The sequence below is a fragment of the Methylobacterium sp. 142-1Y genome (assembly GCF_057747795.1).
This window is the reverse complement of sequence record NZ_CM173224.1, coordinates 573,900-599,044: the sequence shown is the minus strand read 5'-3', so window position 1 is coordinate 599,044 and position 25,145 is coordinate 573,900. Positions and strand designations below refer to the sequence as shown.

Annotated in this window: 25 protein-coding genes; 7 read left to right on the top strand and 18 right to left on the bottom strand. The window is 62.7% G+C overall.

The genetic code is table 11. The features are described from left to right. Positions 1-457 precede the first annotated feature (457 nt). The 3 genes from AC3AOF_RS02715 (at position 458) to AC3AOF_RS02705 (ending at position 2,696) form a co-directional block, all read left to right on the top strand. On the top strand, positions 458-592 hold the full coding sequence (locus AC3AOF_RS02715) for a hypothetical protein (RefSeq protein ID WP_488347641.1): 135 nt from the start codon (positions 458-460) through the stop codon (positions 590-592). Between the two features lie 285 nt (positions 593-877). Further along, entirely contained in the window at positions 878-1,930 is a 1,053-nt protein-coding gene (locus tag AC3AOF_RS02710; protein WP_488347640.1) for a three-Cys-motif partner protein TcmP, read from the top strand. After that, positions 1,923-2,696 carry a DUF5131 family protein gene (locus AC3AOF_RS02705; RefSeq protein ID WP_488347639.1) on the top strand — a complete coding sequence of 258 codons (774 nt, stop codon included), beginning with the start codon at positions 1,923-1,925 and terminating at the stop codon, positions 2,694-2,696. The genes AC3AOF_RS02710 and AC3AOF_RS02705 overlap by 8 nt, the downstream gene beginning before the upstream one ends. A gap of 7 nt (positions 2,697-2,703) precedes the next feature. On the opposite strand, the gene AC3AOF_RS02700 is transcribed toward AC3AOF_RS02705, so the two are convergent. Both AC3AOF_RS02700 and AC3AOF_RS02695 read right to left on the bottom strand, forming a co-directional pair. Further along, positions 2,704-2,868 (bottom strand): hypothetical protein, encoded by a 165-nt coding sequence (locus AC3AOF_RS02700; protein WP_488347638.1) that lies wholly within the window; start codon positions 2,866-2,868, stop codon positions 2,704-2,706. A 185-nt stretch (positions 2,869-3,053) separates the two neighbouring features. Beyond that, positions 3,054-3,302: a hypothetical protein gene (locus tag AC3AOF_RS02695; protein ID WP_488347637.1), complete on the bottom strand. Its 249-nt coding sequence runs from the start codon at positions 3,300-3,302 to the stop codon at positions 3,054-3,056. A gap of 66 nt (positions 3,303-3,368) precedes the next feature. Here AC3AOF_RS02695 and AC3AOF_RS02690 point away from each other — a divergent pair, with 66 nt between their 5' ends. After that, positions 3,369-3,671, top strand: a complete 303-nt coding sequence (locus AC3AOF_RS02690; protein WP_488347636.1) for a hypothetical protein — start codon at positions 3,369-3,371, stop codon at positions 3,669-3,671. A gap of 25 nt (positions 3,672-3,696) precedes the next feature. Here AC3AOF_RS02690 and AC3AOF_RS02685 read toward each other — a convergent pair whose 3' ends face one another. The 4 genes from AC3AOF_RS02685 to AC3AOF_RS02670 all read right to left on the bottom strand — a co-directional run bounded on the left by AC3AOF_RS02685 (position 3,697) and on the right by AC3AOF_RS02670 (position 6,736). Further along, positions 3,697-4,062 (bottom strand): hypothetical protein, encoded by a 366-nt coding sequence (locus tag AC3AOF_RS02685; RefSeq protein ID WP_203158424.1) that lies wholly within the window; start codon positions 4,060-4,062, stop codon positions 3,697-3,699. Continuing rightward, complete coding sequence (locus AC3AOF_RS02680) at positions 4,059-5,249, bottom strand: hypothetical protein (RefSeq protein ID WP_488347635.1); 1,191 nt, start codon at positions 5,247-5,249, stop codon at positions 4,059-4,061. The genes AC3AOF_RS02685 and AC3AOF_RS02680 overlap by 4 nt, the downstream gene beginning before the upstream one ends. A 123-nt stretch (positions 5,250-5,372) precedes the next feature. Further along, positions 5,373-5,795, bottom strand: coding sequence for a hypothetical protein (locus AC3AOF_RS02675; RefSeq protein ID WP_488347634.1), 423 nt, complete (start codon positions 5,793-5,795; stop codon positions 5,373-5,375). Positions 5,796-6,211: 416 nt separating this feature from the next. After that, positions 6,212-6,736 carry a hypothetical protein gene (locus AC3AOF_RS02670; protein ID WP_488347633.1) on the bottom strand — a complete coding sequence of 175 codons (525 nt, stop codon included), beginning with the start codon at positions 6,734-6,736 and terminating at the stop codon, positions 6,212-6,214. 863 nt (positions 6,737-7,599) lie between these two features. Here AC3AOF_RS02670 and AC3AOF_RS02665 point away from each other — a divergent pair. Continuing rightward, positions 7,600-8,937, top strand: coding sequence for a DUF6538 domain-containing protein (locus AC3AOF_RS02665; RefSeq protein ID WP_488347619.1), 1,338 nt, complete (start codon positions 7,600-7,602; stop codon positions 8,935-8,937). Positions 8,938-8,968: 31 nt separating this feature from the next. Here the strand turns inward: AC3AOF_RS02665 and AC3AOF_RS02660 are convergent, their stop codons facing one another. The 7 genes from AC3AOF_RS02660 to AC3AOF_RS02630 form a co-directional block, all read right to left on the bottom strand. Then, positions 8,969-9,568 carry a recombinase family protein gene (locus AC3AOF_RS02660; protein ID WP_488347620.1) on the bottom strand — a complete coding sequence of 200 codons (600 nt, stop codon included), beginning with the start codon at positions 9,566-9,568 and terminating at the stop codon, positions 8,969-8,971. 262 nt (positions 9,569-9,830) lie between these two features. Continuing rightward, on the bottom strand, positions 9,831-10,805 hold the full coding sequence (locus AC3AOF_RS02655) for a 3'-5' exonuclease (protein ID WP_488348950.1): 975 nt from the start codon (positions 10,803-10,805) through the stop codon (positions 9,831-9,833). 114 nt (positions 10,806-10,919) lie between these two features. After that, positions 10,920-11,201, bottom strand: a complete 282-nt coding sequence (locus tag AC3AOF_RS02650) for a hypothetical protein (RefSeq protein WP_488347632.1) — start codon at positions 11,199-11,201, stop codon at positions 10,920-10,922. Further along, positions 11,198-12,184: a hypothetical protein gene (locus AC3AOF_RS02645; protein WP_488347631.1), complete on the bottom strand. Its 987-nt coding sequence runs from the start codon at positions 12,182-12,184 to the stop codon at positions 11,198-11,200. Before AC3AOF_RS02645 ends, AC3AOF_RS02650 begins: the two co-directional genes overlap by 4 nt. A 432-nt stretch (positions 12,185-12,616) precedes the next feature. Then, positions 12,617-14,041: an ADP-ribosylglycohydrolase family protein gene (locus AC3AOF_RS02640; protein WP_488347630.1), complete on the bottom strand. Its 1,425-nt coding sequence runs from the start codon at positions 14,039-14,041 to the stop codon at positions 12,617-12,619. A gap of 131 nt (positions 14,042-14,172) precedes the next feature. Then, a complete protein-coding gene (locus AC3AOF_RS02635; RefSeq protein ID WP_488347629.1) occupies positions 14,173-14,484 on the bottom strand; it encodes a hypothetical protein in 312 nt (103 codons plus the stop codon). 116 nt (positions 14,485-14,600) lie between these two features. Further along, the gene (locus AC3AOF_RS02630; protein WP_488347628.1) at positions 14,601-14,939 is read right to left on the bottom strand and encodes a hypothetical protein; all 339 of its coding nucleotides are present in this window, start codon (positions 14,937-14,939) and stop codon (positions 14,601-14,603) included. Between the two features lie 172 nt (positions 14,940-15,111). Here AC3AOF_RS02630 and AC3AOF_RS02625 point away from each other — a divergent pair, with 172 nt between their 5' ends. After that, positions 15,112-16,278 (top strand): site-specific integrase, encoded by a 1,167-nt coding sequence (locus tag AC3AOF_RS02625; protein ID WP_488347627.1) that lies wholly within the window; start codon positions 15,112-15,114, stop codon positions 16,276-16,278. Between the two features lie 168 nt (positions 16,279-16,446). Beyond that, positions 16,447-16,743, top strand: a complete 297-nt coding sequence (locus tag AC3AOF_RS02620; RefSeq protein ID WP_488347626.1) for a hypothetical protein — start codon at positions 16,447-16,449, stop codon at positions 16,741-16,743. 287 nt (positions 16,744-17,030) lie between these two features. On the opposite strand, the gene AC3AOF_RS02615 is transcribed toward AC3AOF_RS02620, so the two are convergent. From AC3AOF_RS02615 to hsdR, 5 genes are all read right to left on the bottom strand, one after another. Continuing rightward, complete coding sequence (locus AC3AOF_RS02615) at positions 17,031-17,534, bottom strand: hypothetical protein (protein ID WP_488347625.1); 504 nt, start codon at positions 17,532-17,534, stop codon at positions 17,031-17,033. Between the two features lie 69 nt (positions 17,535-17,603). Further along, positions 17,604-18,527: a restriction endonuclease gene (locus AC3AOF_RS02610; protein WP_488347624.1), complete on the bottom strand. Its 924-nt coding sequence runs from the start codon at positions 18,525-18,527 to the stop codon at positions 17,604-17,606. After that, positions 18,527-19,990, bottom strand: coding sequence for a restriction endonuclease subunit S (locus AC3AOF_RS02605; protein WP_488347623.1), 1,464 nt, complete (start codon positions 19,988-19,990; stop codon positions 18,527-18,529). Before AC3AOF_RS02605 ends, AC3AOF_RS02610 begins: the two co-directional genes overlap by 1 nt. Beyond that, complete coding sequence (locus AC3AOF_RS02600; RefSeq protein WP_488347622.1) at positions 19,987-21,477, bottom strand: class I SAM-dependent DNA methyltransferase; 1,491 nt, start codon at positions 21,475-21,477, stop codon at positions 19,987-19,989. The genes AC3AOF_RS02605 and AC3AOF_RS02600 overlap by 4 nt, the downstream gene beginning before the upstream one ends. Further along, the gene (gene hsdR, locus AC3AOF_RS02595; protein WP_488347621.1) at positions 21,477-24,872 is read right to left on the bottom strand and encodes a type I restriction-modification system endonuclease; all 3,396 of its coding nucleotides are present in this window, start codon (positions 24,870-24,872) and stop codon (positions 21,477-21,479) included. Before hsdR ends, AC3AOF_RS02600 begins: the two co-directional genes overlap by 1 nt. Between the last annotated feature and the right edge of the window lie 273 nt (positions 24,873-25,145).

The following is a 25,145-nucleotide window of genomic DNA, read 5'->3' as shown; positions in this document are numbered from 1 at the left end:
AGAGCCCAAGCCTCCGAGTCCGAAAATTTCTATCAAGCTGTTGTTCGGCTTGATCGAGGGATCCGGCGACGGCGTTCTCGGCATCATCGCCTTCGTTCTGGTGATCTTCGCGGTCCTGGCGTCCCGGTTCTACGGCGTGCTTTGAGACTTAACCCAGACTGTCAGAGGTTTCGCCCTACATCCCGGGCAGTGTTCATGGCGCCCCGGACGTCGCTGGGCTCACGGCGCGGATCCTCGAAGCCGCTAGAGGCGGGCCGCATCATCCGATCTGAACGTTGACGGCGGCCATGGGCCTGATCGCCCTCGGCGTGGTGCTTCTTTGGCTTGAAGCCTTCGGCGCGACCGTCGCGCTGATCCTGTACGGGGGCGGGCAACGGCCTCTGCTCGATCGCTCGCGGGACGCTGCCGCTCGCCCTCTTCGGGCCCGACCGCTGCCCCCATCATGGGTTGGCTGGCGATGCCGAACCTGATCGCCCAGGCTTTCGCCCCGCTCGCAGGTGCCGCGGTCATTACCTCGGGCGGGACCAGCACGATGTTCGTCGTGCTCACCGGGATCGCCGCGGTGAACGTCATCCTGGTTGGCGTCCTTTAACTTGTTGTCGGTGGTGACAGTCGAGTTGACCAGGGAGGCAGTCGAGTAACCCAGACATGAAAACAAGCCGGAACGATCAGCGGCCAAGCCAAAGTGACACGCCCGTTCATTGGAAAAATCAGCGAGACCGGAAAAAATCCACCATTGCGCGCGCTCAGCCTTTGTCTACCATCCAGGCGTGCTGGAGGTGGACATGGCATCGGAAACTTTTTTCGTTGAGCAGAGTGATCAGTCCGCAGCGAAGGCTAGGATCGTAGCAAAATATTTTTTGCTTGGGCCAATGTTATGCTTGGCAATCGCCGCCAAGGCATTCACATATATCGCCTTGGCTATATCGATCTATTTGCAGGTCCAGGCCGTTATGAGACTGGCTCTAAATCAACGCCCCTGTTGGTGTTAGAGCAGGCTATAAACAAGCCGGAACTTGCCGCATTACTAGTTACGATGTTCAATGATAAGGATGAAAAAAACTTCAAATCGTTGAACGAGGCGGTTGAAGGGATGGAAAATGTTGACAAACTCAAGCATAAACCGAAGATTTACTGTGGAGAGGTTGGCGCGGATGCTGAAGCCATGTTCAAACGCATCAACATGTGCCCGACTTTCTCTTTCATAGACCCATTCGGTTATAAGGGCCTTTCCCGCGGCTTCATCCAGGCCGCGGTCAAGGATTGGGGCTGTGATTGCGTGTTCTTCTTCAATTATGCGCGCATCAACGCGGGAATCAACAATGATGCCGTCCGCTCTCACATGGATGCACTCTTCGGGTGCGAGCGCATTGAGCGCATGCGCTCCATCATGATCGAGATGAAACCTCGCGATCGAGAAAATTTTATTCTAGAAGAACTTTCTTATGCTCTTAAAGATCTTGGGGCTCGGTACGTTCTACCGTTCCGGTTCAAAAGGGCGGACGGCAGCCGGACCTCCCATGCCCTGGTGTTCGTGTCGAAACACATTCTCGGCTACAACATCATGAAGGGCATCATGGCGGCCGAGAGTTCGACCGAGGACCAAGGGGTCCCGTCGTTCACGTACTCGCCCGCCGACGCGCGCACCCCACTCCTCTTCTCGTTGAACCAGCCACTTGCCGCGCTTGCAGAAGATCTCGAAATGAGGTTCGCAGGCCAGACCCTGACGATGGGGGAGATCTTCGAGGCCCATCATGTCGACACTCCGTTCATCGAGCGCAACTACAAGCGCGTCCTGTGCGAGATGGAGGAGGCGAGTCGGATCGTTGCCGACCGCCCGGCAGCAAAGCGCCCGATGAGAAACGGCGAGAGGACCTTCGCCGAGACGGTAAAGGTAACTTTTCTGAACGGAGCACAAAGGCGTGGGTAGCTCATCGTCGATTGAATGGACGGACGCGACCTGGAACCCGGTCGCAGGTTGCACAATCATCTCGCCGGGCTGCACGAATTGCTACGCGATGCGAATGGCTGCGCGTTGTGAGGCCATGGGGCACAGCAAGTATGTTGGCACAACCCACAAGACTGGTGGTCGGGCGAAGTGGACGGGAAAGATTGTTCTAGACCGGAACGTGCTCGATGCTCCACGCACGTGGCGCAAAGGTCGGCGGGTTTTCGTGAACTCGATGTCCGACCTTTTCCATGAGAATGTGCCCCTGCCATTCGTGCGCAGCGTTTTTAAGGTCATGAGGGAAACGCCGCAACACACCTATCAAGTCCTTACCAAACGGGCCGATCGCCTTCTTGAACTTTCCCAAGCGCTAAAGTGGCCGAAGCACGTCTGGATGGGCGTAAGTGTCGAGAACGAGGACTACCTCTGGCGCATTGATCGACTCCGCGACACAAATGCCGCGGTCAAGTTTCTGTCGCTTGAACCGCTCCTCGGACCGCTCGTTCCGGGCCTTGATCTAACCGGCATCGATTGGGTCATCGTCGGTGGGGAGAGCGGCCCGGCCGCAAGGCCAATTGATCCGGTATGGGTGCGGGCGATTCGAGATACCTGCATCGAAGCCGGGGTGGCTTTCCACTTTAAGCAATGGGGCGGACCGGTGAAGAGCCGAACCGGACGCGATCTCGATGGCCGTACATGGGATGAGCTACCTGCCGTCAGGCTGGTCGATGCTGGGCAAATTGGTTGAACACCGTCTACAGGACCTCGTCGACGCTGCCCGCGTGGCAGCGGATCTCGCCGGTTACGTGGTGTGTGCGCCCCTCATCCTCAGCCTCGTACTGCGCCTCGAATGCCCGGTACGCATCGGATGATGGGCGTGCACCCGCCACGCGCAGCGCATCTGAAGCGTCGACGGCCATGTTGGAGATCGCGGGTTCGATGCCCGCGATGCCCCCGTACCATTGGAAGGCATTCGTCCCGGCGCCGGATCCCTGGAACCGGCTGCTCTCTCGACGAAGTTGCGCCCAACGAGGCAGACGGCGAAAATTACTTGAAAGGGTGCGTTCTAACGCAGTGCTGCGAACCATCTCGCGAAAACGCCAATTCAAACGCAGGTAATCAAGGTCGGCGTCCTCTTGGTGATCTTCCTAAAAAGATCGGCGTCGGCCTGGACGGCGAAGTCGAACGCGATCGTCCCGGCCGCCATGTCGATCCTGTACCGCCAACCGTTTTGGACATGGATCACACACCACTCGCGTGTCCGATCGATGAGCCATTGGTCGCGTGGACCCGTGAATGTGAAGCTGCCAGTTGCCGTATCGACGACCGGGTTAATTTTGAAATTGGGCGGCATCATTTCACCTAAATAAGTTGAAAAAGATATTTATCCCACCTGCAATCCCACTCGCCATATTCAATCATGCTCTACGGCCACCAACTCATTTCGATCGCCGACGCCGTGATCACGCTCGGCTTGGCAAATTCGCATCAGTCGTTCTCCGTTCACTTCTGCGGACGGGATCGCAGCTACCTTCGCGACTTCAAACGGCGCGGGGGCGCGACGGCCCGGGTCTCTCCCCACACAGTGCTGTCGGTCAGGTCATGCTTGGCCGAAGCGGCTTCCCTTCGCCCAGATCTCGCCTCCGAGATCGAGAAGATCGACGTGGCGATCGTCAGGGATATGCGTGTGGCCAATCTCCTGGGTCGTCGCTCGTACCGTTGATCCGACTTGCGGCTCGGTCGAAAACTTAGGTGTCCTTCGGCTCCTTCTTGAAAGTCACGATCCTCAGTGGCGGGCGTGATCTTTGAGCAGCCTCGGCGGCGTCCTCGAATTCGGCAAGCCGCTTTTCTAGGTGGGAGGCGTATGCACGTTCGTGCTCCAGATCAGTGACAAGAGAGGCGATCGTCGCCTCCGCTTCAAGGACCTCGACGCGTAGCGCTTCCAGTTCTATCTGTGTGCTGGCGCGTGCTCGAAGAACATCCACCAGACCCCGAAGAACTTCGAGGTTGTGCCGCATGACCGTCGTATGGTCTTCTGGACGCTGAAGCCTTGTTCGAACAACTTCCGCTCTCTCAAAGACCTTTAAGCCGAACGGCGGCCATGCCTTCATCATGCAAACTCGGCCACCGATGCCGCCACTCCAAATTCCCGAACAAGGCTGTCGAGTTCTTCCTCGATCTCTGCGAGACTGAGTGGCTCCGGGGTGTCAAATTCATTGACGTCCGCGATATTCCAATCGTAGATGTCAAGCAGCTTGGCTGCCGCATTTACGCCAGCGATGCCGTTCGCGGGGCGGTCGTAGATTGCGATACCGTGGGCCGCGAGCTTGCTACGAACTGCCGCCGCAAGATCTCGGGGGACCCGCCCATTGCCGCGTTGATGGAGCATGTGAAGGACCCAGCATCGAGAGGTTCGTCTCAGTTCGGCAATCAGACCGCGGCTGCGGCCAGTTTTGACCTCAACATACAAATTGCGGCCTACCAGCACGTCAGGGATTTTGGTCGAGAGGCAGTTATCGTAGCGGCGCCCGGCGTCGAGTAGCGCAGCCCCCGTGTTCAACACCACCAGGGACGGGTCGGCAAGTTCGAGGGGAAATGGCAATCGGTCAAACCGTTTCGCCCACCGCCGCACTAATGCTTCGACGATCTTCTGCTCGGGGAAGGACGAAACTGACTGCCAGATCGCCTCGTCGGTGGCGGCTGAGCAGTGGGCGCGAATGTAAGCAAAGGCGTCGCTGAGGTCGCGAGCCTCCTCGACCGTCTCGATCTTCATCACGAAGCGGGGATGCAGGAGGACGGGGTCGATGACCATCACGATCGCGATCTGCATCGGCGAGATGGTGCCCGGCAACTGCCGTAGAACGCGAACTCGGGCGCGGTCGGCGGGAATGCGAGACGCGAAAAGTTGGTAAAGCTCTCGATACAGAGCGGGGTTGGGTAGCGGATCGGGGCCGAGGCGCTTGAGAGTGCCGAGGAAGGCGTTCGGGACGACCTTGAAGATGGCCTCGACGATCTCGCGAGGCTTGAATACCGCAAGGGCCCTGCCGATCACCGCCTGATCGGAGTCGGCGTTCCTGATGGCGGACGATACCTCGGCACTGCCAAGGCGGTTTGCGAGTGCCGCGGCACCCCCGGCCGCAATCTCCGCATACGCCAGGAACCTCGTCTGGCGGGCCAGATCGGATCCGTGAAGAGCCAGCCCAAGGTGTCCAGGATGCACCGCGTCAAGTTCCACGGCGATTTGAAGGTAGGTCCCGCTGAAGGGGCGGGGCCCAAACTTACGTGCGCCTGTCGGGTTCAAGCGTAGCTCCGTGGATGTTCCGCTTGAACCAGCGTGATATAATCCCGAATTTCCGCAACGATTTTCGAGCACGTAGAAACTACATAGCGCCCGCTCGATCTGGGTCCCGCGACGGCATGAAGCCTATCGGGCGATAGGCTTCGACAAGCTCCAGTCGATTGCCAGCTTGCGGGCCTTAACCCGTCTGGCTATCACTCGCGCTTGCGCCAGGATACGGTCAAGATCGGGCTCTCGCGCTGCCACTTCTTCGAACCGGAGGAGGTGGGATAGGACCCGAGCCATGCTCTTCATCTTCGCTTTCGGCGGCGGATCCTCAAGGATGCATCTGGCTGCCACGTAAGCCGATAGGACGCGCTGAGCGCGATGAACGCCCGCCGCAGCAAGGGCGACGATCACCTGCTGAAGCTCGGCGGATAGCTCGGCGGTCACTCTCAACAGCGGGGTGAACTGATCTTGCTCCACATCAACGAGGACGACTCCGCCGAGGTCGTGTTCGCCGGTGATGAGAAGCTCGGTGGCGGCGTCGGCCAGGGTGGCGACCATCATGCTCGACGTTCTCATTGGAAGGCGATCGAGACGACCTTTCGATCGTGCGCCCGCCTCTGTGACCCGCTGTTGGGCTTCTAGTGCTCAGGCTGCGGCCCGTTCCAACTGGTTCGCCGACCCTCGGGTGGAGTTGCCGACCTTTCGCAGGTTCTGGAGGATGCCCTTGATCTCGCCCCTCCGCTCCCGAGGCGAGTGGCCGTACTGGGCTTCCTCGTAGAGCCTCGCCTTGATCCCGACCTCGTCGAGGCCCGCGCTCTTGAGCGCGGCGGCAAGGCTGAAGCCATAAAGACTTAACTCCTCTGCATCGAGCGCTACGTCTCGACGGCCGTCTCGATCATCGCGTGGCGCCGACCCATGAGGCTCCACCTTCGTTGAAGCCGACGAAGGCCGATTCACAGGCGGTAGTACACTGGGTCCTACTTGACCGCTCGTTTGTCGATCCGCGCTCCGGCGTCGCGCAGGCGGTCTTCGTGCGAGCGTTCGTCCTCGAAATCAGAACCCCAGAAGCGGTCGGCAACCTCCGCAATCGGAACGATGTAGGGAGTTCTGTTGGAGATTTTTGCAAGTAACTCGTCGGGGTCATAGCCATGGCGGACGGCAACACCTTCATCATGGGCCGCCTTCATCATATCGACCACCCCTTCCTCCAGGCGGGAAACCCTTCTGAAGTCCATACGCGGATTGCACGCGTCCATGACCCCGAGCCATTCTGAGACGGTGAGGGTCGGCATCTCGTCCTCGACCATGTACCGGTAGCGTTCGCAGATCATGTCGATGCGCTCGGCCCGGGAGAGCCCCTCTCGGTCGACCCGCTTCTCGCACCGCACGTCCTTCAACGCGGCATAGAGGTGGTCTTTGCCCTTCAGAAGAATCGAGACGTGCCGCTGCCGGTCGTCCTTCGGGACAGCCTTGGCCCGACCCTTCCGCTTCATCTCCACCACGTCCTACTCCCTGGTACTACCGATCAACACGGACGGGTTTGTAACAGGATCTTTCGGTCCTTCCAAGAGGTCATCAACCCCGGTACTACCTATTGGGATGATGGCTACGTTGTATCCCTGATCGAACCAATCCCAGTCGTATCAAGGCGGGGAATCCGCATAGTTCGTTGCGGCGGCGATCTCACGCGCCTCGCTTCGATCGATTCGGCCACGATCGTAGCGAGGCTCCTCGGATCGTCCTGCCCCACGATGTGCGATGCGGCGGCCGATCCAGCCGCCCGCGCGTAGCTGGCTGATCGTCGACGTCGAGCGTCGCGCTGTCATGAAGCCGGAGATGGGCACCGGCCGCTCGGGGCGACGATCGTCGGTAGCCCCCGCGAGATCGTCGGCACCTTCGTCACCTGGGACGTGCGTGCCCCCGACCCCTGGCTCCGCCGTCATAAGAGCGTGCCGGGGCCGTCGCGGAGAACGTCGAAGGTAGCGCGCAGTGCGCTCGGCAGGACGTTGGTGGGGACGGTAGGTGCGATCGTCGCGGGGACGGTGATCAGCGCGTGGCGGGATGCCGCAACGCTGATGCTTCTGTCGCTGGAGGCCCGCTTACCGGGCCCGCGGGCCGCAGTGGCCTGACGATCGAGATGAGGGCTTGTTCGTGACTCGCCTGACCGGTCCTAAAAACCAGTCCTAACGCCCCCCTAGGGGGAGTCCGAAAAACAGCAAAAAAGCCAATGAAAACAACCGCTGGCGCGCCCTACGGGACTCGGTCGCCTTGCTGGAAAATCTTGGGCTAGAGTCGGAAATTCGTTGCAGGATTTCCGATCGGGGGTAGCGTTTTTCGGGGCTGACATTGCGACGGCCCGTTGCCGTTGTCGATCATCGAGGGCCCGCGTTCAAGTATGCCGAGGTTCGCCCTGGTCCCGTTCACCCGGCAAGCGGTTCGGGGCGGCGTCTTTCGGTTTCGGCTTCAGCTTCCCGCCGATGTCGTTGCTCGGCTCGAAGCCCTCGACGTTCCCGATGTAAAGCGCACGGTGACGTTCTCGTTGAAGACCCGCGATCCGCTCGCAGCGCGTAGCCGAGCCTTGCGGGCTGCCGCCGATCTCGGCGACCTGATCCGAGAAGTTCGAGGCGGGGCATCGTTCCCGGCGTGGAGCTTCGACCCCAGCCCGTACCAGCGTGATACGATTGTCCGCCCGAGCGCCGAGCCCGAGCGGGTGGTGGTAGCGCAGCCCGCCGATGGCGACGCCGAGCGCAAAACGCCCGTCCGCACGAAGGCCATGACGCTGCGCCGAGCCTATGAGGAGGTCTACCTGCCTCGCCGGAGCGAGCGCAAAGGTGCTCCGCCTCGACGGCGTTCCCGGCTCGACATCGAGAAGGCGATCACCCGCTTCGAGGCTCAGATCGGCGACAAGGCGATCACCGCCATCACCCGCCAGGATGCCGAGCGCTTCGTGCGCGGCCTGCGCGTCGGCTCGGTCGCCACATTGAAGAAGACGGTGACGGGGCTCGCGACCATCTGCAACGCGGCGGTCGCCGCCGACCTGATCCCGGCGAATCCCTTCCGGGGCCTGGGTCCCGACCGCGCCACCATCACCGACGCGCGGCGCAGCTACCAGCGCTTCGACCTCGACCAACTCGCGCGCGTCTTTGCCAGGACCGAGCGCGAAAGCGGGGCCGTGCTGTGGCTGCCGCGCCTGCTGCTGCTCACGGGCGCCCGCCTGGAGGAGATGGCGCAGCTTCGTGCATCCTGGTTCGTGCGACGCGATGGAGTGGACGTGATCGACCTGCACGAAGCGCGGGTGAAGAGCGCGCACAACCGGCGGCTGATCCCTCTGCACCGGGACCTTCTCGAACTAGGGATCCTGGATCTGGTGAAGCGCGCCGACGATCGCCTCTTCCCCGAGTTGAAGTACCGGGCGTCGGCGGAGCGCTGGAGCGGGGCAATCAGCAGCAAGCTCAACCGCGAGATCGATGCCGCGCTCGGAGCCAATCGACGGCTGACGGTGCACTCACTGCGCAAGACGTTCGAGCACGCGGCCTATGCGGTGGGGGTCCCGAAGCCGTCGATCAACGCGATCACCGGGCACAAGCCCGCCGACGTCTCCGAGGAGCACTACCTGATGCTCCAGGATGACGTCCCGCTTCTCAAGAAGCACATCGACCAGATCACCTTCCCGTTCCTCGTTCGAGAGCGGGCCGCCGCCTAGATGTTGCTGAAAGCGGCCTTGACGTAGAAGGTTATGCTGCACGAACTTCTTCCCGCCCCGTGCGAAGGGCGGCGTAGTAGCTGGAACGGCTGATGCCGAGGACGCGGCAGGTCTCCGGCACCGTCGTCTCCGGATCGTCGTGGGCGAGTAGGACCTGCCGGATCAGGGCGGCGGTGAGCTTCGGCGGGCGGCCGAACCGCACTCCCCTCTCGCGGGCGAGGGCGGCGCCCGCCTTCGTGCGGGCGAGGATGAGGTCGCGTTCCAGGGCGGCGACGCTGCCGACGACGGTGATGAAGAAGCGGCCCATGGCCGAGCCCGTGTCGATCTGTTCGCGCAGGGAGACAAGCTTGGCGCCCTTGGCCTCGATCTCCTCGACGATCTGGAGCAGGTGCAGCGGCGAGCGGGCGAGGCGGTCGAGGGCGAAGACCGCGATCTGGTCGCCCTGACGGAGCAGGTCGAGGACGCGGCGAAGCTCGGTTCGATCGCGTCGGGCGCCACTGGCCTTCTCGCGGTAGACGTCGCGATCGTCGACGCCAGCCTTGGCGAGGGCGTCGAGTTGGATGGTCCAATCCTGGTCCGAGGTTGAGACCCGGCTGTATCCGTACCTACGCCCGACCGTAGCGCCGATCATCGTGCAGAAACTCCCGTACACCACTCCTGACTTTGTGCACGGACTTCCTGGACGATCGTCGCCTTGAGGGCGGGCGTGTTCCGGGCGGCGTGCGGAAAGCCAAGAGTTGTTGCACAGCCAGGGTCGCACGACACGGAAACACCGCAAGCATTTTTAAACCAGCAAGCGGCAAGGAGCGGCCAGAACAACTATCAGCAGCGGTCAACTCGGGCTTACAAGGGCGCTGATGGAGCTTTAACGTGGTCGCCCTGGCTAAGGCTGTTCATCGACCGAGTAGCCAGCCGAGGAACCCTCCGCGTTTGCGGGAAGCGGGCTCTGGCGTGGGCCGATCTAAACGGTGCTGTATTGGATGCTCCGCTGGAGCCATTACCGGCTCCGGTTTCCAGTTCTCAGGCGGCACCCATGCCGGTTGGACCACAGGGGGCGCCTCAGCTTGGATCGGGGTGGCGTGGGACACTGCGGATCGCGTCTCAGGCGTGGGTTCCGGGCGGCTCGGAGAGGCTGCACTCAAAGGAGCGTTCGCGTCCTGCGAGGCTGACAGACCCAGGAGCGTCAGCAACGGGGGCGGCACCTCCACGGATACCTTGGCGCGCGTGAGCGCGACGTACAGCAGCCTCAGTTCCCCGGGGTCGTACAGCAGCCTCTCGCCGCCGCGCTCATCCCGCTCCCACCTCGGTTTGCTCTTCAAGAAGTCGTCCATCAGGCGGACCTTGGGCCACTCCCGGCCCTTCGCCTTGTGCGCTGTGGAGACCATCAGATCACACGCATCCGCCTCGGCCACGCGGCCGAGCGCCCACATGAGTTGTCGTTCGCCGCGCATCTCGACGAGGTTGACGAAGGTGCGAAGGTGTTCGCCCTCATCGCTGCATCCAAATTCGACCACCTCCGGCCAGTTGGCGAAGCCGAAGAACTCCGGCACGTCGCTCGGCTCGCCGCGCTTCAGGTCGGCGACGCCGCGCAGCATCTCCATGAGGTCCTTGGGTCCGCCCACGAGGTGAGGGCGCTGCCCCGCATCGAGGGCCTCGATCACGGCGGTGATGGTGGAGGCGTTCGTGCGAGCCAACACCGTGCTCGCAGACGGCGTCGGCGCGATATGGCTCGTGATGCTGGAATTTCCCCGCAAAGGACGGTTCTCGCCCAAGAGGGTGAGAAGCTTCGTTGCTCCCTCAGCAATACCCGTTCCGAAGCGGAACGAGGTGGTGAGGAAGGACTCGGCGTCGGTGTCGATTGCCTCCATGGCGTTCACGGCGCCGCGCCACTCGTAGAGCCGGAAATTGGGCGCGAGTGATCGTGGACTGAATGTCCATGCGGTGTGAACCTCGAATGGGGGAGTGAACGGGCAGGAAGAAATTCAGGGACGCCGAACGCGGCGGTCCTGGTGCATGGTGCTGATGACGTGGCCGCCATCGGCGATGATGATGGAGACGTTCAGCCAGCGCTCGACGGTCTTCATGCCGCGTTCGCCGCCGAGGTAGTGGCGAAGGCGACGGGTCGCCGCCTTGTCGAAGATCAGGCGCTCGGCCTTGCCGCACCGAACCGGTGAGCCGAACCGCTCCAGCAGTTCCACCATCATTGGCGGGATGGCGCGCTGCTGGAGACGCTCGCGCGCATGACGTGTCAGCCTGCTGCTCACGTGCGGGTGCTCGCGGCATTCGCGGACAGGGCCTGATCAAGATCGCTGATCTCGCGCCGCTGCCACGAAATTCCGGCGACGATGCCCCAATTTCCTGCCGCGTTCGGGCGCCGCCAATACGGCGTTGGCATCCGGGCGAGTTGGGCGAGGGCATCCCGGTAGTCACTGACCGGGATTTCGGCGCCCTTGGGACCAATGGTGTAGCCGCGCTGGTTGCGGCAGGTCTTCGGATCGAACCAACTACCGTCCTTGGCGACGGGGACGAAGATCACGTCGCCGAGCGGACGCTCCGCTACCGATGAAGCCTCGATCGGGTCCTCGGCCAGTGAAACGAAGCCGCGCCGACCTGCGAGCCACCGCTTCGCCTCTCCGAACTCGACCTTGACGGGCTTTGAGCCGGGAATGGCCGTGAGGCCGCCGTCACCCTTATCGGCGATGGCGTTCCGAACCGCGCCTTCGCTCATGTTCGCGAGGAGAGCAAGCTCTCGTGTCGTGAAGGTGATGGTGGAGGCGTCCTCGAAGAAATTCTCGGCAAACTCGATCTTCCATCGGGCCTGGGCTGCGTCCGCGACGGTCTGACAGCAGCCCTCCGGGCTCAGGTAGCCCTCGGTGATGCGTCCGGAGAGCAGCAGGGGCACCCCGCGCGGAACTCCTGTCATGAAGTGCAGGATGCGGTCGACGCCCTTCTCGAAATGATGGCTCGCCTTGTTCGGCTGAAAGGCGAAGTCGTAGGCTAGATCGAAAAGGTTGCTGATCGGAAACCGTGTGAGATCCACCCGGCTGGGATCCTGTTCGTAGAACGCGAGCGGGTCGTCCGACCCATCCTGGGGCGCGTACTCATCAGAGATGGGTGCGAACCCGATGAAGGCCGCAGCGGCGTCGCGCCCGGCGGCTACCCCGATCGCCCCTGCCTGAGCCAGCAGGATGGTGCGCAACTCCTCGCGCATCTGGTCCTTGGTGCACCGGTCCATCATGATCATCATGCATCATTTTTGCGTGTTCATAGAATGGGGCGCAGGCGATCGCTCCGCAAGAGATACACGCGAACATTTTGCACGTTTTCATAATCAAAATGGCGGGCCGATCGCGGGCCTGCGTTCTAAGCTCGGATAACGGTCGCGGCGTGCTCCGGCGCGCCATCGCCGTCACGGCTCCTCGGCGGTAGGCATGAAAAAGGCGGCCCTACGAGGCCACCTTTGCCGTGATGCTGATGTCGGTTGCCCGCGCCTCGGCCGCATCCTCCCTCGTTCAAACGGCTTTCACGATCCCTAAGACCTCTGGCGCGACTTCTTCGGCTGTCGACGGTCGTCCCAAGGATGCCTCGCGGTGGAACGTGGTGCCCTCCTGCCAGCAGAGATCGATGCCGACGCCCAACACGAGCTTAAGGAGGTCGTCCCGGGCCCGCACGCTCGGTCTCATGTGCGAAGATCGGGCACGAACTTCTCCCGCAGCAGCCCGAGCAGCACGTCGGCGCGCGCCACCACGCGGCCGAGCAGCCCCGAGTCGTAGCAGCCCGCAAGATAGCCCTCGGAGAAGCGGTCGGCGCGGACGCAGAAGGTCAGGATAGTGGCGAGATCATCCTCATTCGCCTGGGCGAGTGCCTCGGGATCAGTGAGCAGGCGCTCGGCAGCCTCGGACTGGCGCCACTCCACCGAGTTGCAGATGCGGACCCAGCCGTATCGGAACAGGGTTCGGTGGAACTCTTGCGCCTCCTCTCCGAGCCTCATCCATCCAACCGTCATGGTGCTGCCGTTGTGCTGGGCGGGGATCTCCTCGGCGAATACGAACCCGTCGCGGTCGAAGACGGGTCGGAAGCAGGCCAGGGCTTCCAGGCGCTGCCGAAGCGTCCAGTCCCCCGTCATCCAGGGCGCGGCGAACGGCGAGCCCAAAGTCCTGTCTTCGACCGCCTCACCCTCCTCCTGCTCGGCGGGACGCGCTGATCGTGATGCCACGGTGAGCAGGCGCCCCGCCGTCTCCTCGATCCGCTCCCGCCACGCCAACGGCCGAAGCCAGCGCTCTGGGATCGCCGAGGCCCCGAATACCGCCCCGGCGATCTGGCCCGTGACGGCGCCGACCGTGTCGGCGTCGCCCGCGAGGTTGACCGCGAGCACGAGCGCCTCCTCGAAGCTGTCGGCCTTGCTCGTGCACCAGAGCGCCGCCTCCAGGGTGTCGATGACGTAGCCCGTCGACTTGATCTGCGCACGATCCTTGGTCGACCACCCACCCTTGGCGATCCTCTGGACGGCGCGGGTGCCCACCCACTCGCGGGGGCGCAGCGCCTCCTTGCCGCGACCCAGGATCGCCTCGCGCAGGATCAGCACGAGCAGGTCGCATGCCTCGACAGCCTCGGCGGCGGCGTGCGTGGTACGGCTCTGGTCTCGGGCAAGCCGCGCCGCCAGCGCGGGATCGTTCAGGGCCGCGATGGCGACCGGCGACACCCGCATGATCGAGCCGTTCCCGGCCGTGTCGGGGGCCTCGGAGCCCGCGAACGGATCGCCGCTGCGCCGGAACAGGCCGATCGAATTCCGGGTGGTGATGCCGACGTCGAAGCACGTGCCCGTGCAGGAATACTCACCCTGCTTCAGCCATGCCGCGAAGCGCGTCATCAGGTCGACGGCGTCGAAGTCCGGATCGGCGATCAGGCTGTCGGCGAGCGCGAGCGCCATGCTGGTGTCGTCGGTCCACTGCCCGGGCTTCAGGTCGAACGGGCCGCCGCCGGTCATATCGGTGTGCCGCGGATGAGCGTCGCGCGGCTCGAATTCCAGGGTGGCGCCGAGGGCGTCACCCACGGCGAGCCCCAACAAGGCGCCACGGGCACGATCTTCAACGGGTGAGGCCATGCGGATCCTGTCTCCTCGGCGGGGCGGCGGGTATCTCGGGTTGGATCAGGAGTGAGCCGGGCCCGATCGAGCCCGGCTGCGGCAGGGCGCGCCCGGCGAGTTAGCCGGAGATGCGCCACAAGCTGCCGTCGTCACGCTTTCTGTAGGCAGCGGGCGAGCAGCTTCACGATGTCGGGATAGGTGAAGACCTCCTCCGAGAGGTTCTCGGGCTCGAAGCTCTCGGTGGGCTTCTCGTGGAAGTGGCCGTGGTTGGCGCCGCTGAAGCGGATGACGCGCCCGTCGACACTCTGAACTTGGTAGTTGGGCTTCTTGCCCTCTCCGGTCTTGCCGATGCGGACCCAGACGTCCTCCTTCGGGCCGAGGCCCGCCGCGACCATGGTTCCCAGGACGCCGCGGAAGTAGTTCGGATCACTGACGAGGTCCCAGGGGCGGTTGCTGCTCATGCGTGGTCTCTCCTCGGGGTGAGATGCGGCCGTGTCGATCGGGGCCGCGCGGATCCGCCGGGTTGCGCCGCGTCAGCGCCGCCGACGAACGGAATGGTAGTCGGAGGTGATCCAGGCTACGCGGTGGCTGCGGCCTTCTTCTCCTGCTCCGCCTTCTTGACCTCCCAGATCTTCTTCCGGTTCGAGGCGGCGCTGACCTGGATCTTGAACTGGTTTGAGACTTCGGTGACGGTCGCGCCCGCCGCGAAGGCGGCCTCGATGGCGGCAATCCCGGCTTCGGTCAGTCTGCCGTCCGGGCGCTTGAACGGGTCGGTGCCGGGGGCGGGCTGCTCCACCTCCTGGGTGAGAGTGTTGAGCAGGCGTTCGATGCGCTCGGCCTGTCGGCGGGCGGCGTCTTCGAGGGCGCGGACGTCGCGGGCCACGGCCTGGAGTTCGGAGATCACGACGGTGCTCACGGGCTCGCCTCCTTCTGCAATCAGATGCCAGACATCTGATAAACGAAGAATGCCACGGTTGGTTCTACGTATCAAGTGTCAGAAGGCAGATTTCTGAAATCCGATATGGACAGGCTTGCTGGGCTCGGATAACAAAGATGTATCCGGGGTCAGCAGGGCGAGACGGCAGCCGATGGACGAGACCAAGCACGCTGCCGCCGCGCGTCGCCTCGCGGCCCTCACCGACCTTGCCGCGACCCAGGCCCACTTGATCACCCTGCTGCGCGAGAGCGGGCAGGACACCACCGAGGCCGAGGCCCGGGCCGCCGCGACGGCGCGGGACCAGCGCGACGTGCGCGCCCGCCTCGATCGCGACGATCCGCTCCCCCTTCGCGAAAACCTGCTGCTCGTGACCCCGGACGGCACCATCGGCGTTCCCGACGACCTGACCGCCCTCGCCGCGCGGGCCAAGCGCTTCGCCGAGGGCTCGCGGGCGGAAAACACCCGCAAGGCATACCGCTCCGACTTCCGGCACTACGAGGCGTGGGCAGGGCGCGTCGGCCTCGACGCCCTGCCCGCGGCGCCGTCGACGATCGCGCTCTACCTCACTGCCCATTCCGACGCGTTCTCGATAGCGACCCTGACCCGCCGCCTCTCGTCCATCGCTGTCGCTCACCGCCTCGCGGGTCACCCCCTTGATACCCGCCACCCCGGCATCCGCGACGTCATGCGCGGCCTTCGTCGCGAGAAGGGCATCGCGCAGAAGAACGCCGAGGCCCTGACCGTGCCGCTGGTGCGGCGCCTGATCGAGACCTGCGGCTCGCGCCTCATCGACGTGAGGGACAAGGCCCTGGTGCTGGTCGGGTTCGCGACAGCCCTGCGCCGCTCTGAACTGGTTGCCCTCGATCTTCCCGACGTCGCAGTCGTGCCCGAGGGACTTCGGATCGTCATCCGCCGCTCGAAGAGCGACCAGGAGGGCGAGGGGCAGGTGATCGCCATCGGCCGCACCGGCACCGCGACCTGTCCCGCCGCCGCCTATGCGGCCTGGATCTCGGCCGCCGGGATCGGCGAGGGCGCCGTTTTCCGGGGCGTGACACGGCACGGCACCCTCGGCGCCCGGCTCTCCACCGACGCCGTCGCCGAGATCGTGCGCCGTCGCGCCGCCGCGGCGGGGCTGGAGGGGGAGAAGTTCTCCGGGCACTCGCTCCGGGCGGGGTTCGCCACCGCCGCCGCCGCTGCGGGCGTCGAGGAGTGGGCGATCATGAAGCAGACCCGGCATCGGTCGAGCGCCACCGTCCGCCGCTACATCCGGGACGGCGAGTTGTTCGCCCGCAACCTGTCCGAGGAAATTGGGCTTTAAGCGCAGGCGGGGTTGCAGTCGGGGCACCCCCTTCTTACCGACCGCGCGCGAAGAGCGTCGGACACGCGGACGGGGATACGATTTTTAATTTCGATTTCGAGTAGCCCTATCATCTACCACCGCCTTGTTGATCGGCACCGTTGCGCCGAGCCAAAACAAGTATTGCCCATGAATATCGAGTTTGCCTACGCCGTGGATATCGGATTGAACCTCCGCTACGAACTCATCGCCAGCACCTGCGGTGCCTTCTCTTTCATGGCCGACGAAGCGACCGATGGTGATCGGTTGGCCTGGGGCGTCTACGTCCACGGGACGGAGGTCGGCGTCGGCTTCCACAGCGAGTGCCATCGGGATCGCTTCGTCGAGATCTACACGGCGACCGTTCAATCGAGCCGAACCGAGACGGACGGCGCCTGCCATTCTACGCCTGCCCATGGGCGGAGCCATCGCGCGGCGCACCCCTGATCGTTCTGCGGTCCGGAGACAGCGAGGGCGCCGTGGAGTGGCAGGGTTCTAGGTGGAAGACTTTTGAGGCGCGCAAATCCTACGCACCCAGATTGCCCTGGCCGCATCGGTCCGCGAGGACCTCCTCGGCCGCCCAAGCCGCCCCCTTCAGGGTTCGGTACGGGCCCGCTACCTATCCCCCGTCGAGCGCCTCCTCGATCCACCAACCTGTGGGAGTCCGCTGACACCAGCCGATCTGGAGGTCGGTTTGCGTGTCCATCACCGCCCACTCACCCGCGTGGCACCGCTCAATGTGCGTGTGCTAAGCCGCCATCGCGGTTAGCCCATAAAATCTCGGCCACCTGATCCGCGAAATTTCTCGCGGTCGGATCCGCTTCGCCACGATCCCGGTACGACACCCTTAGCTTGACGAACTGGTTGTCGGCGCCGGTCACATATAGGAACGTCCTGGTGGAGGTGCTCGGGATCAGAAACTCTGCACACAAAAATTCGGGCCCTCGCGTGGGGCAGCCCGTGCCATACTGGCCGACCAGTTCCGGCGTGATCCCTTGCGAGACATAATGCTGATAAAGATCGTGCATTGTCGCGTGAAACTCGCCAAGGACGATCTCACTCATAGGGTCGCTAGGAATGTTGGTTAGCCGGTTGTCATAGACGTAAACAGTCGCCTCTCCTGCGAGATCGCCATGATAGGCTATTCCATAGCCAGCGCCTGGATGCGTCGCTTCGTGTGAGACAATACGACCCTTTTTGAAGGGGCCGATTTGGTTGGGGAAAGCAAATTGTATCATCTGAACTGATGAGCTTCCTGATTTAATTTTGCTCTCATTGTCGCTTGCGAAGTCGCGACGGTCCGCTGTTTAGGCATCGAAAAACTCCTCGTCCAACTTCTTGATGGCGAGACGCTCTTCGACGCGGCAGCCGACCTCGTGCCGGATCATCAGGCGGGCAAGCTGCTGCCCGTCGATCAGCACGATGCGCTTGCTCAGCAGGTCCGCGGTCTCGCGGGCCGAGGCCGAGAACGACGAGGTCGTGACGAACAGGCCCTTCGTGGCTTTGAAGCGGTCGAGGCTACCGAAGAAGTCGCGGATGGCCGAGGCGCCGACGTTGTTGTCCTCGGCGTAGCGCTTCGCTTGCACGTAGATCCGATCCAGGCCGAGCGGGTCCTGATCGATGACGCCATCGACGCCCCCATCGCCCGAACGTCCGACGAGGGCTCGGTCAAGGTCGTTGACCGAGCCGCCGTACCCCATGGCGATCAGAAGCTGCACGACGAGGCTCTCGAAGAAGGCAGGCGTGCCCGCCATCACCCGCTGGAGAAGCTCGCTGGCGAGTGCGGCCTCAAGCTGGCGCCCCGCCGCCCGCATGACCTCGTCGGGCGTGAGGCTCGTCGTTGCCCCACTCGCTTCCACGAGCGTGTCGGCTTGCTCCTCGGCCCCATCTTGCGCGAAGCGAAACGCCTGGAATTCGGGGAAGCGCTTCAGGTAGGTGATGTCGATCCGTGCGGGCGACTGATCCAGCACGCTCTGACCCCGTGCTGTGATCCTGAAGTGCGCGCGCCGAGTGAGATCGACGAGCCCTGCCTTGCTCAGGTAGCTCTTGGCCCAATGCGTGCGATTGGCGAAGGTGGTCTGACGCCCAGACGGCAGCAGGTGCGAGCGCTCCTCACTCGTGAGGCTGAACTGATCGGCGAGGCGCTCGACGACGTCGCCAATGCGCACCTCGCCTGTAGCGGCCTCCTGGAGAACCGGCAGCATCAGGGTCTGGAAGTCCGGGATTGCCATCAGAGCAGGGGCGCCGCACGCGGTCGGCCACGGCGCTTCTCGGTAGGGGATGAGCCCGCCCTCTCCGCATTGATCCGCTCCAGCAGGACGCTCGCAGGCTCGTCGGTTGGGTCCTGCGGCACAAGTTCACCGCGGAATGCCGTTTCTACGACTGCTTGATCAAGGCGAGCGATCAGCTTGCGAGCACTATCAGCTTCTCTATGAATTCGGTCTACCCAATCAAAGGCGCGATTGATGATTTTTACGATTTCCTTTTGCTCCCATACAGGAGCGACCGGAATTTCTAGAAACGCCTGTTGCGTTATTGGGACTTGATTCCTAGTAGTTTGCGCCATCACAACTTGAAGTTGCCTCTGAAATAAAGGAGTTTGCAAAGCAAATGACAAATATTCAGGACATAGCACGGACGGCTCTGGCCTATAATAAGTCACGGACGTTCCCAGCAAAAAACTTCCTACCGATTTATCGACAACGGCAACTCGCCCAACTGTAGCGTTGTGCGTTAATAATACATCTCCCCCCTTAGCCCAGCCTTTCCGAAGCATTTTGGATTTATCATGAGAGAGGCGCGGCGCATTATTGAAGTCAATGCAGCCACCAACGATCTGTGACGCCGTCACAAATATTTCCCCGATCTCTGAAAAATCTTCTGATCGCGGATAAAGCGACCCATGATTTCCATCTGCATAATCATGAAGCCACCCCTGCTCATAAAGCTTATGAACAGTCAAATACTTCCAACTATCTGGGATTTCAGGAAAGTCGACACCTTCCCGACTTACGAATCCTTTTGGTGCATTCTTACGCGACGCGCGCTGCGCCTCGATTTTTGTGGAGAAAAACTCCTCCGTATTGAAGCTGAAATTATCCCGAGCAAATTTCGTAAGATCACCCCGGAAGGCGGCATTTAGTAATCTTTTTTTATAATTATCAATCAGTCGTGGTATGATCTTCAGGTGATCAGTCGCACGCTTTGACCTCTTTGATAAATTATTGATCTTGGCAACAATGCGCTGTTGCTCTGCGGCTGGTGGAACGGCGACGTTAAACTGTCCGATCGCTTCCCAAGTTACTCGGGGACGATCTCCTTTGCTCACCACTGAGGTATAGTTGAGGAATGGGAGGGATGTGAGGACGTGGCGCAAAAATTCCTGTCGCAGCACCTTACCTGGAGGCAGGACAATGAACTCGGCAGAGGCCGCGCCGTCGAACGGCGCATAGACCACTTTGTTTAAATACGGACGGAGGCGACCATACAAAATATCGCGCTTCTGAAAGATCTCAACCGAGCTTTTGACGCTGTCAATAGGCTGGGTTTTTATGATTTCTCCGGTTTGTGCCTGAACGTCTTCCAGCCCAACGAACCGACAGTCGCCTGCTGTCGATGGATCAATTTTCATTGAGCGAGGAGTTACTATTTTACTTAACGGCGCTTGCGACCATCCCTTTGGAAGCTCGGTCATTCTGCTGCCTCCGCAAATGCACCCGCGTACTCTCCGTTCTCATCACCTTCCAACTCGTCCGAAAGCGCTTCAATATCCTCCAGGGCAGCCTTGAGGTGGCCTATGATTGCCGCTGCGATGTCCTCTGGCTCGGTTAAACCTTCTTCAGCGTCGGCCTCTGTGTCGCGCAACCACGCGAGATCAAGGTTGTCATTGCGGGTCGTGATCTGCTCGCGGGTGAAGCAACGGAACCTGCCCGCCTCCCCCGTGTCCATCCGCTTGGCTGCGCCGTTCGGGTCAGCGCCGTAGCAGTCCTCAAAATCGGCAAAATCGGAGACCGTGAGTGGACGGGTCTTGCCGAACGCAGGCATGTCGGCGCGTAGGTCGTAGACCCATACCGACTTCGTGTTCCCCTTATCGGTCTTCCCACGCTGAAAGAACAGCACATTAGTTTTCACACCCTGCGCGTAGAAGATCCCGGTCGGCAGCCGCAGGATCGTATGAACGTTGCACAGGTCCATCAGCCACGTGCGCAGGCGGCGTCCGGTGTTGTCCTCGAACAGCACGTTGTCGGGCACTACCACAGCCGCGCGTCCGCCGGGTTTAAGCGCCCGCACGACATGCTCGACGAACGCCAACTGCTTGTTCGAGGTCTCGGCTGTGACCGAAAAATCGGTCCGCGTCGGCCGCCCGCCACCCTTCTTCGTGCCGAAGGGGGGGTTTGTGAGGATGAGGTCCACGACTCCGAGCGCCTCGCCGTCCGGTGAGAGAGTATCGACGTGAGCGACACCGCCCTCGATCCCGTGCAGCATCAGGTTCATCAGGCAGAGCCGGTGCGTATCGGTGACGAGTTCCGCTCCGCTGTAGGCGCTGTGGCGCTGAAAAAATGCTCCGGCCTCGGACAGTTTGTAGAGATTATCAGTAGCCTGCTTGATGAAGTAGTCCGCTGCCACCAGGAAGCCACCCGTGCCCGCGGCAGGGTCCTGGATCTCCTCGCCCGCCTTCGGCTTCATTAAGCGCACGATGCAGTCGATGAGCGGGCGCGGCGTGAAGTACTGCCCGGCCCCGGACTTTTTCTCCGCCGCGTTCTTCTCCAGTAGACCCTCGTAGAGGTTGCCGAGCCCTTCCTCCCGGGCTGAAAACCAATCGAGCTTGTCGATCGCGGTGGTGAGGGCCTTCAAGTTCGTCGGCCGTTTCAGCCGCGTCTGCGCGTCGGCGAAGATCGCCAGCACAAGGGCGTCACCGACCATCTTCGGATTGCCGAGATCGAGGAGCAGCCGCTTGTAGTAGTCGAGTTGGTCAAGCCCCTCACGCTGAACGAGCGTGTTCCAACGGTACGATGCCGGGAGGCGATCCTCCCGCTCGGTCTCGGCGAGCATCTTGAGGAACAGCAGGTACGTGAGTTCCGTCACGTACTCGTTGTAGCTCACGCCATCATCGCGCAGGACATGGCAGAGCGACCAGAGCTTGGCAACGATATCGCGAGTGGTGGGGGTAGTCGTATCCATCAACTTGCCTGCTGCCAGAGTTCTTCGTTCACGTCGGCCAGCACCGCCTCGATGCCGCCGTCGAAAATTCGGTTGAGGCGATTGAAGCCACCATCCTTCTTGAAGGGCTCCTGGTCGAGGGCCTCGCGGTCCACGACGATCTCGGTCGCGAGCTGCTCACCAATGCGCTTGAGCCACTGCTTCTGGGGCTCTGTCCAGGGACGACGGCCGAGAATTCGGCGCATCGCCGCGCTGACGCGCTCGGCATAAGGCACGAGCGGGTCGCCGAGGGCGGCCTGTCGCACGAAGCCGATGATCGAGGCTGCGATCTCCTCGTTCCGTGCGTCGTTCCAGGCCCGTTTTAGGTTGGCCTCAGAGAAGCCGCGCTGGTCGAGTTCCAGGCGGAGGGCACGAAGCTGCGCACGGGTGAGGTCGCGCGGGCGCTGCACCACGACCTTCAGCGCCGCGATGGTGTTGACGTTCTCCCTCACAAACGCCGCGAACCCGTCGAGGAAATCCTCGGGTTTGGCTGCTGTCCCATAGCCACGCGTAACGGCAACTACCTTGTCGGGGTGGGGGGAGATGGGCACCGTGGGCGGTGCTCCGTACTGCGTGACCCCGTCCAAGACAGGCCCGATGCTCCGATGCGCTGTGACCCAGGCGATAAGCTCATCACCTGTCGCGGCGTGGAGACGTGCGAGCGTCGCTTCCGGCGTCTCCCCGGCCGCGGCCTCGTAGGCGCCCCGCGCAGCTTCGGACAGGTGCTTCAGGCGTCGCCGAAGTTTGACCAGCAACTGGGCTCGCACGGTCTCACGCTGCACCTCAGTGTCGGCGCTCGCGAGTTCGTCGACGAGTTGCGCGAAGCTGATGGTCGGATTGACGACCACGGGCTTCATCGCGGTGACCGTTTGCAGGCGCGGGTAGAGGTCGACCGCGTCGAAGATGCGAAACACCTCCTTGCCGATGCTCGGGCAAAGCCGAGTCGCGCGCCCGACCATCTGCTCGTAGAGGATGCGACTATTGACCCGCCGCAAGAAGACGAGGTTCGTGATTGAGGGAACGTCGATCCCCGTCGTGAGCAGGTCGACGGTCACGACGATTTTCGGGTTGGCGTCGTTCCGAAACGCGCGGATCAGATCCTGCACCTTGTCAACGCTCCCGGTGATCTTCTTCACCGCGGCGTCGTCGATCTCACCAAAGGCAGCGGCAAAAGCGCTCTTGATCCGGTCTACCACAATGTCGGCATGCGCGTCGGTCGCGGCGAAGATCAGGGTCTTGCCCGGCAGCGCGGGGTCGATGTGCCGGGCGAGTTCCTCAGCTACGACGCGGTTGAACTCTGGAGCGATAACCGATTTATTAAATTGTTCGATCTCAAAGTGCAGATCATCCGGCGCATACGCGAGATCAACTTCGCCTGTTGCCGTGTTGAACATCTCCAATTGATCGGACTTGCTGAAGCTGATGCCAGAGCGCGCCAGGGCCGTCTCGATCCGGATCGGCGGCTCGTGATCGATGAGGATATCGTCGATCACGGCATCACGGTATGAGTAGGTGAAGATCGGCGCGCCGAAAATTTCCGTGGTATGCAGAGCAGGCGTGGCAGTCAGACCAATCTTGACCGCGTCGAAGTAGTCGAGCACGCGGCGGTACTTGGAAATGTAGTCGGCCTCATCGCGAAAACTCAACTCGGCATCGGAGAGTTCACGGTCGAGCAGGTAGCCACGGTGACATTCGTCGACGACGACGAGATCGTACTGGTCGATCGCGGGCGCCAGCGACGGCTCGGGCGCCAGCAGGACGCGCTTGACCAAGCTCTGGATCGTACAGATGTGGAGCTTGGTCTCGTCCTCCGGGGTTATGTCCCTTAGCCCCTTGAGGCCGAAAACCTCGGCGAAGCTGCGGCCCGCGATCACCTTCGTAGTCGAGAACTCGCCCTCGGTCTGAAGGCCAAGGGCGGAGCGGTCGACGACGAAGCAGACCCGCCGGAAGCGCTTGGCCGCGAGGAGGCGGTAAAGCAGTGCGATGGCCGTCTTCGTCTTGCCAGTGCCGGTGGCCATCGCGACGAGCAGGCTGCGGCGGCCCGCTTCGAGGGCCTGCTCGACGGACGCGATGGCCTCGCGCTGGCAGGGGCGCAGTGAGAAGCCGAATTCCAACGGCTGAGCCTTCAGGGCTTGGGAGGCTGCCTCGATGTCGACCTCCAGCTTGCCGAGAAGCCCTTGTGGCGTGGGCCAGTCGACGAGAGCGCGGCGCAGGTTGGTGGGCTTGCGCACGTCGCGGAACCAGATGCCGCTCTCCGTCTCGATCTGCTTGAGGTAGACGCGCCCGTTCGCCGCGAAGACGAAGGGCGCACCGTACTGATGCGCCCCGTCGATCCACGGCGCGCCTGCCGCCAGCCCACCACCCTCGACGGCCGTGATCCCGCGGGCGTACCGCTCGGCCTGATCGATGGCGGCCGAGACGTTCTTGCGCTGGCGCTTCGCCTCAACGACGCCGACGAGGGTGGTGCCGACGAACAGGGCGTAATCGGCTTTGCCGTTGGCGGTCGGCCACTCGGCGATGGCGAGGTTACGGCCTTTCGTCGGTCGCGTGCCCTCGCTGTAGCGCAGCAGGTGGGTGTCGACTTCCCAGCCGCAATCCCGCAACTGCCTGTCGATGAGGGCGCGGGTGTCCGCCTCGTCGAGATCGATCTGTTTGGCGGCCTCTTCGGCGCGCTGAAGCAGATGGCGAACGTCCTTCGGGGTCTGAACGGCGTCGGCCTGGAGCGTGGCGAGGCGAGCCGCCATCTCGGTCTTGGCCGCTTCGTTCTCCTGGGCGAGCGCCTCCCAGATCGCCCGTTCCTCCTGCTCCTGAGCCAGCAGGGCGTTCAGGTCCTCGCGTTCTCGCGCTTCCCGCTCGGCCCGGTACTTCGCCACCTCGGCCGCGTCCTGGGTCTCGACGAGGCGCTGCCGCAGCGCGACGATCTCGTCGCGCAGGGCCGCCGCCGCATCGATCGGCGGCGCGGGCGGCGCGAAGGGACCCGGGCGGAAATCCGGGCGTCGCCCGTAGGTGCGATGAAACCAGATCGCGATCTGACGGGCGAGCTTCAGACCTGACAGGGCATCGGCGTGAGTGCCTTTAGACTCGTGCACGGCGTCGTTGCCGAGCCGACGCAGGCCGTGAAACAGGTCCGCCGTCTCGCGCGGAAGAATGCGCTCGTAGGACAGTCGGGTGAGGATGCTCTCGAAGGTCTCCCGGCGCTCAGGCTGATAGGCGCCGTGGCGGGCCGCGATCTCCTTTGTGAGAAGCTCCGCGAACTGGCGCAGCTTGATCAGCGCCGTCGAGGGATCGGTGCGGAAGTAGGTCTCGGCCTGAGCCGGAAGCGCCACCAGGGTGGCGTCGTACTCGTCCAGAAAGCCGAAATTCGCGTTCGTGGGCATCGCACGGTGCCATCTCCACCCCAAGCGAGACCGTAGCGATCCAGATTGGCCGTAACAACCTTGATGCGAACCCTCGGGTATCTGTTCGGCGACTGCGCGACTCAAAAGCCACTCAGACGAGGAGACCTCATCCCGGCATGCGCTGCGTCTGATGTAGGCATTGTTCGCCACGCTCCTTGCCGCTTGCTGGTTTAAAAATGCTTGCGGTGTTTCCGTGTCGTGCGACCCTGGCTGTGCAACAACTCTTGGCTTTCCGCACGCCGCCCGGAACAC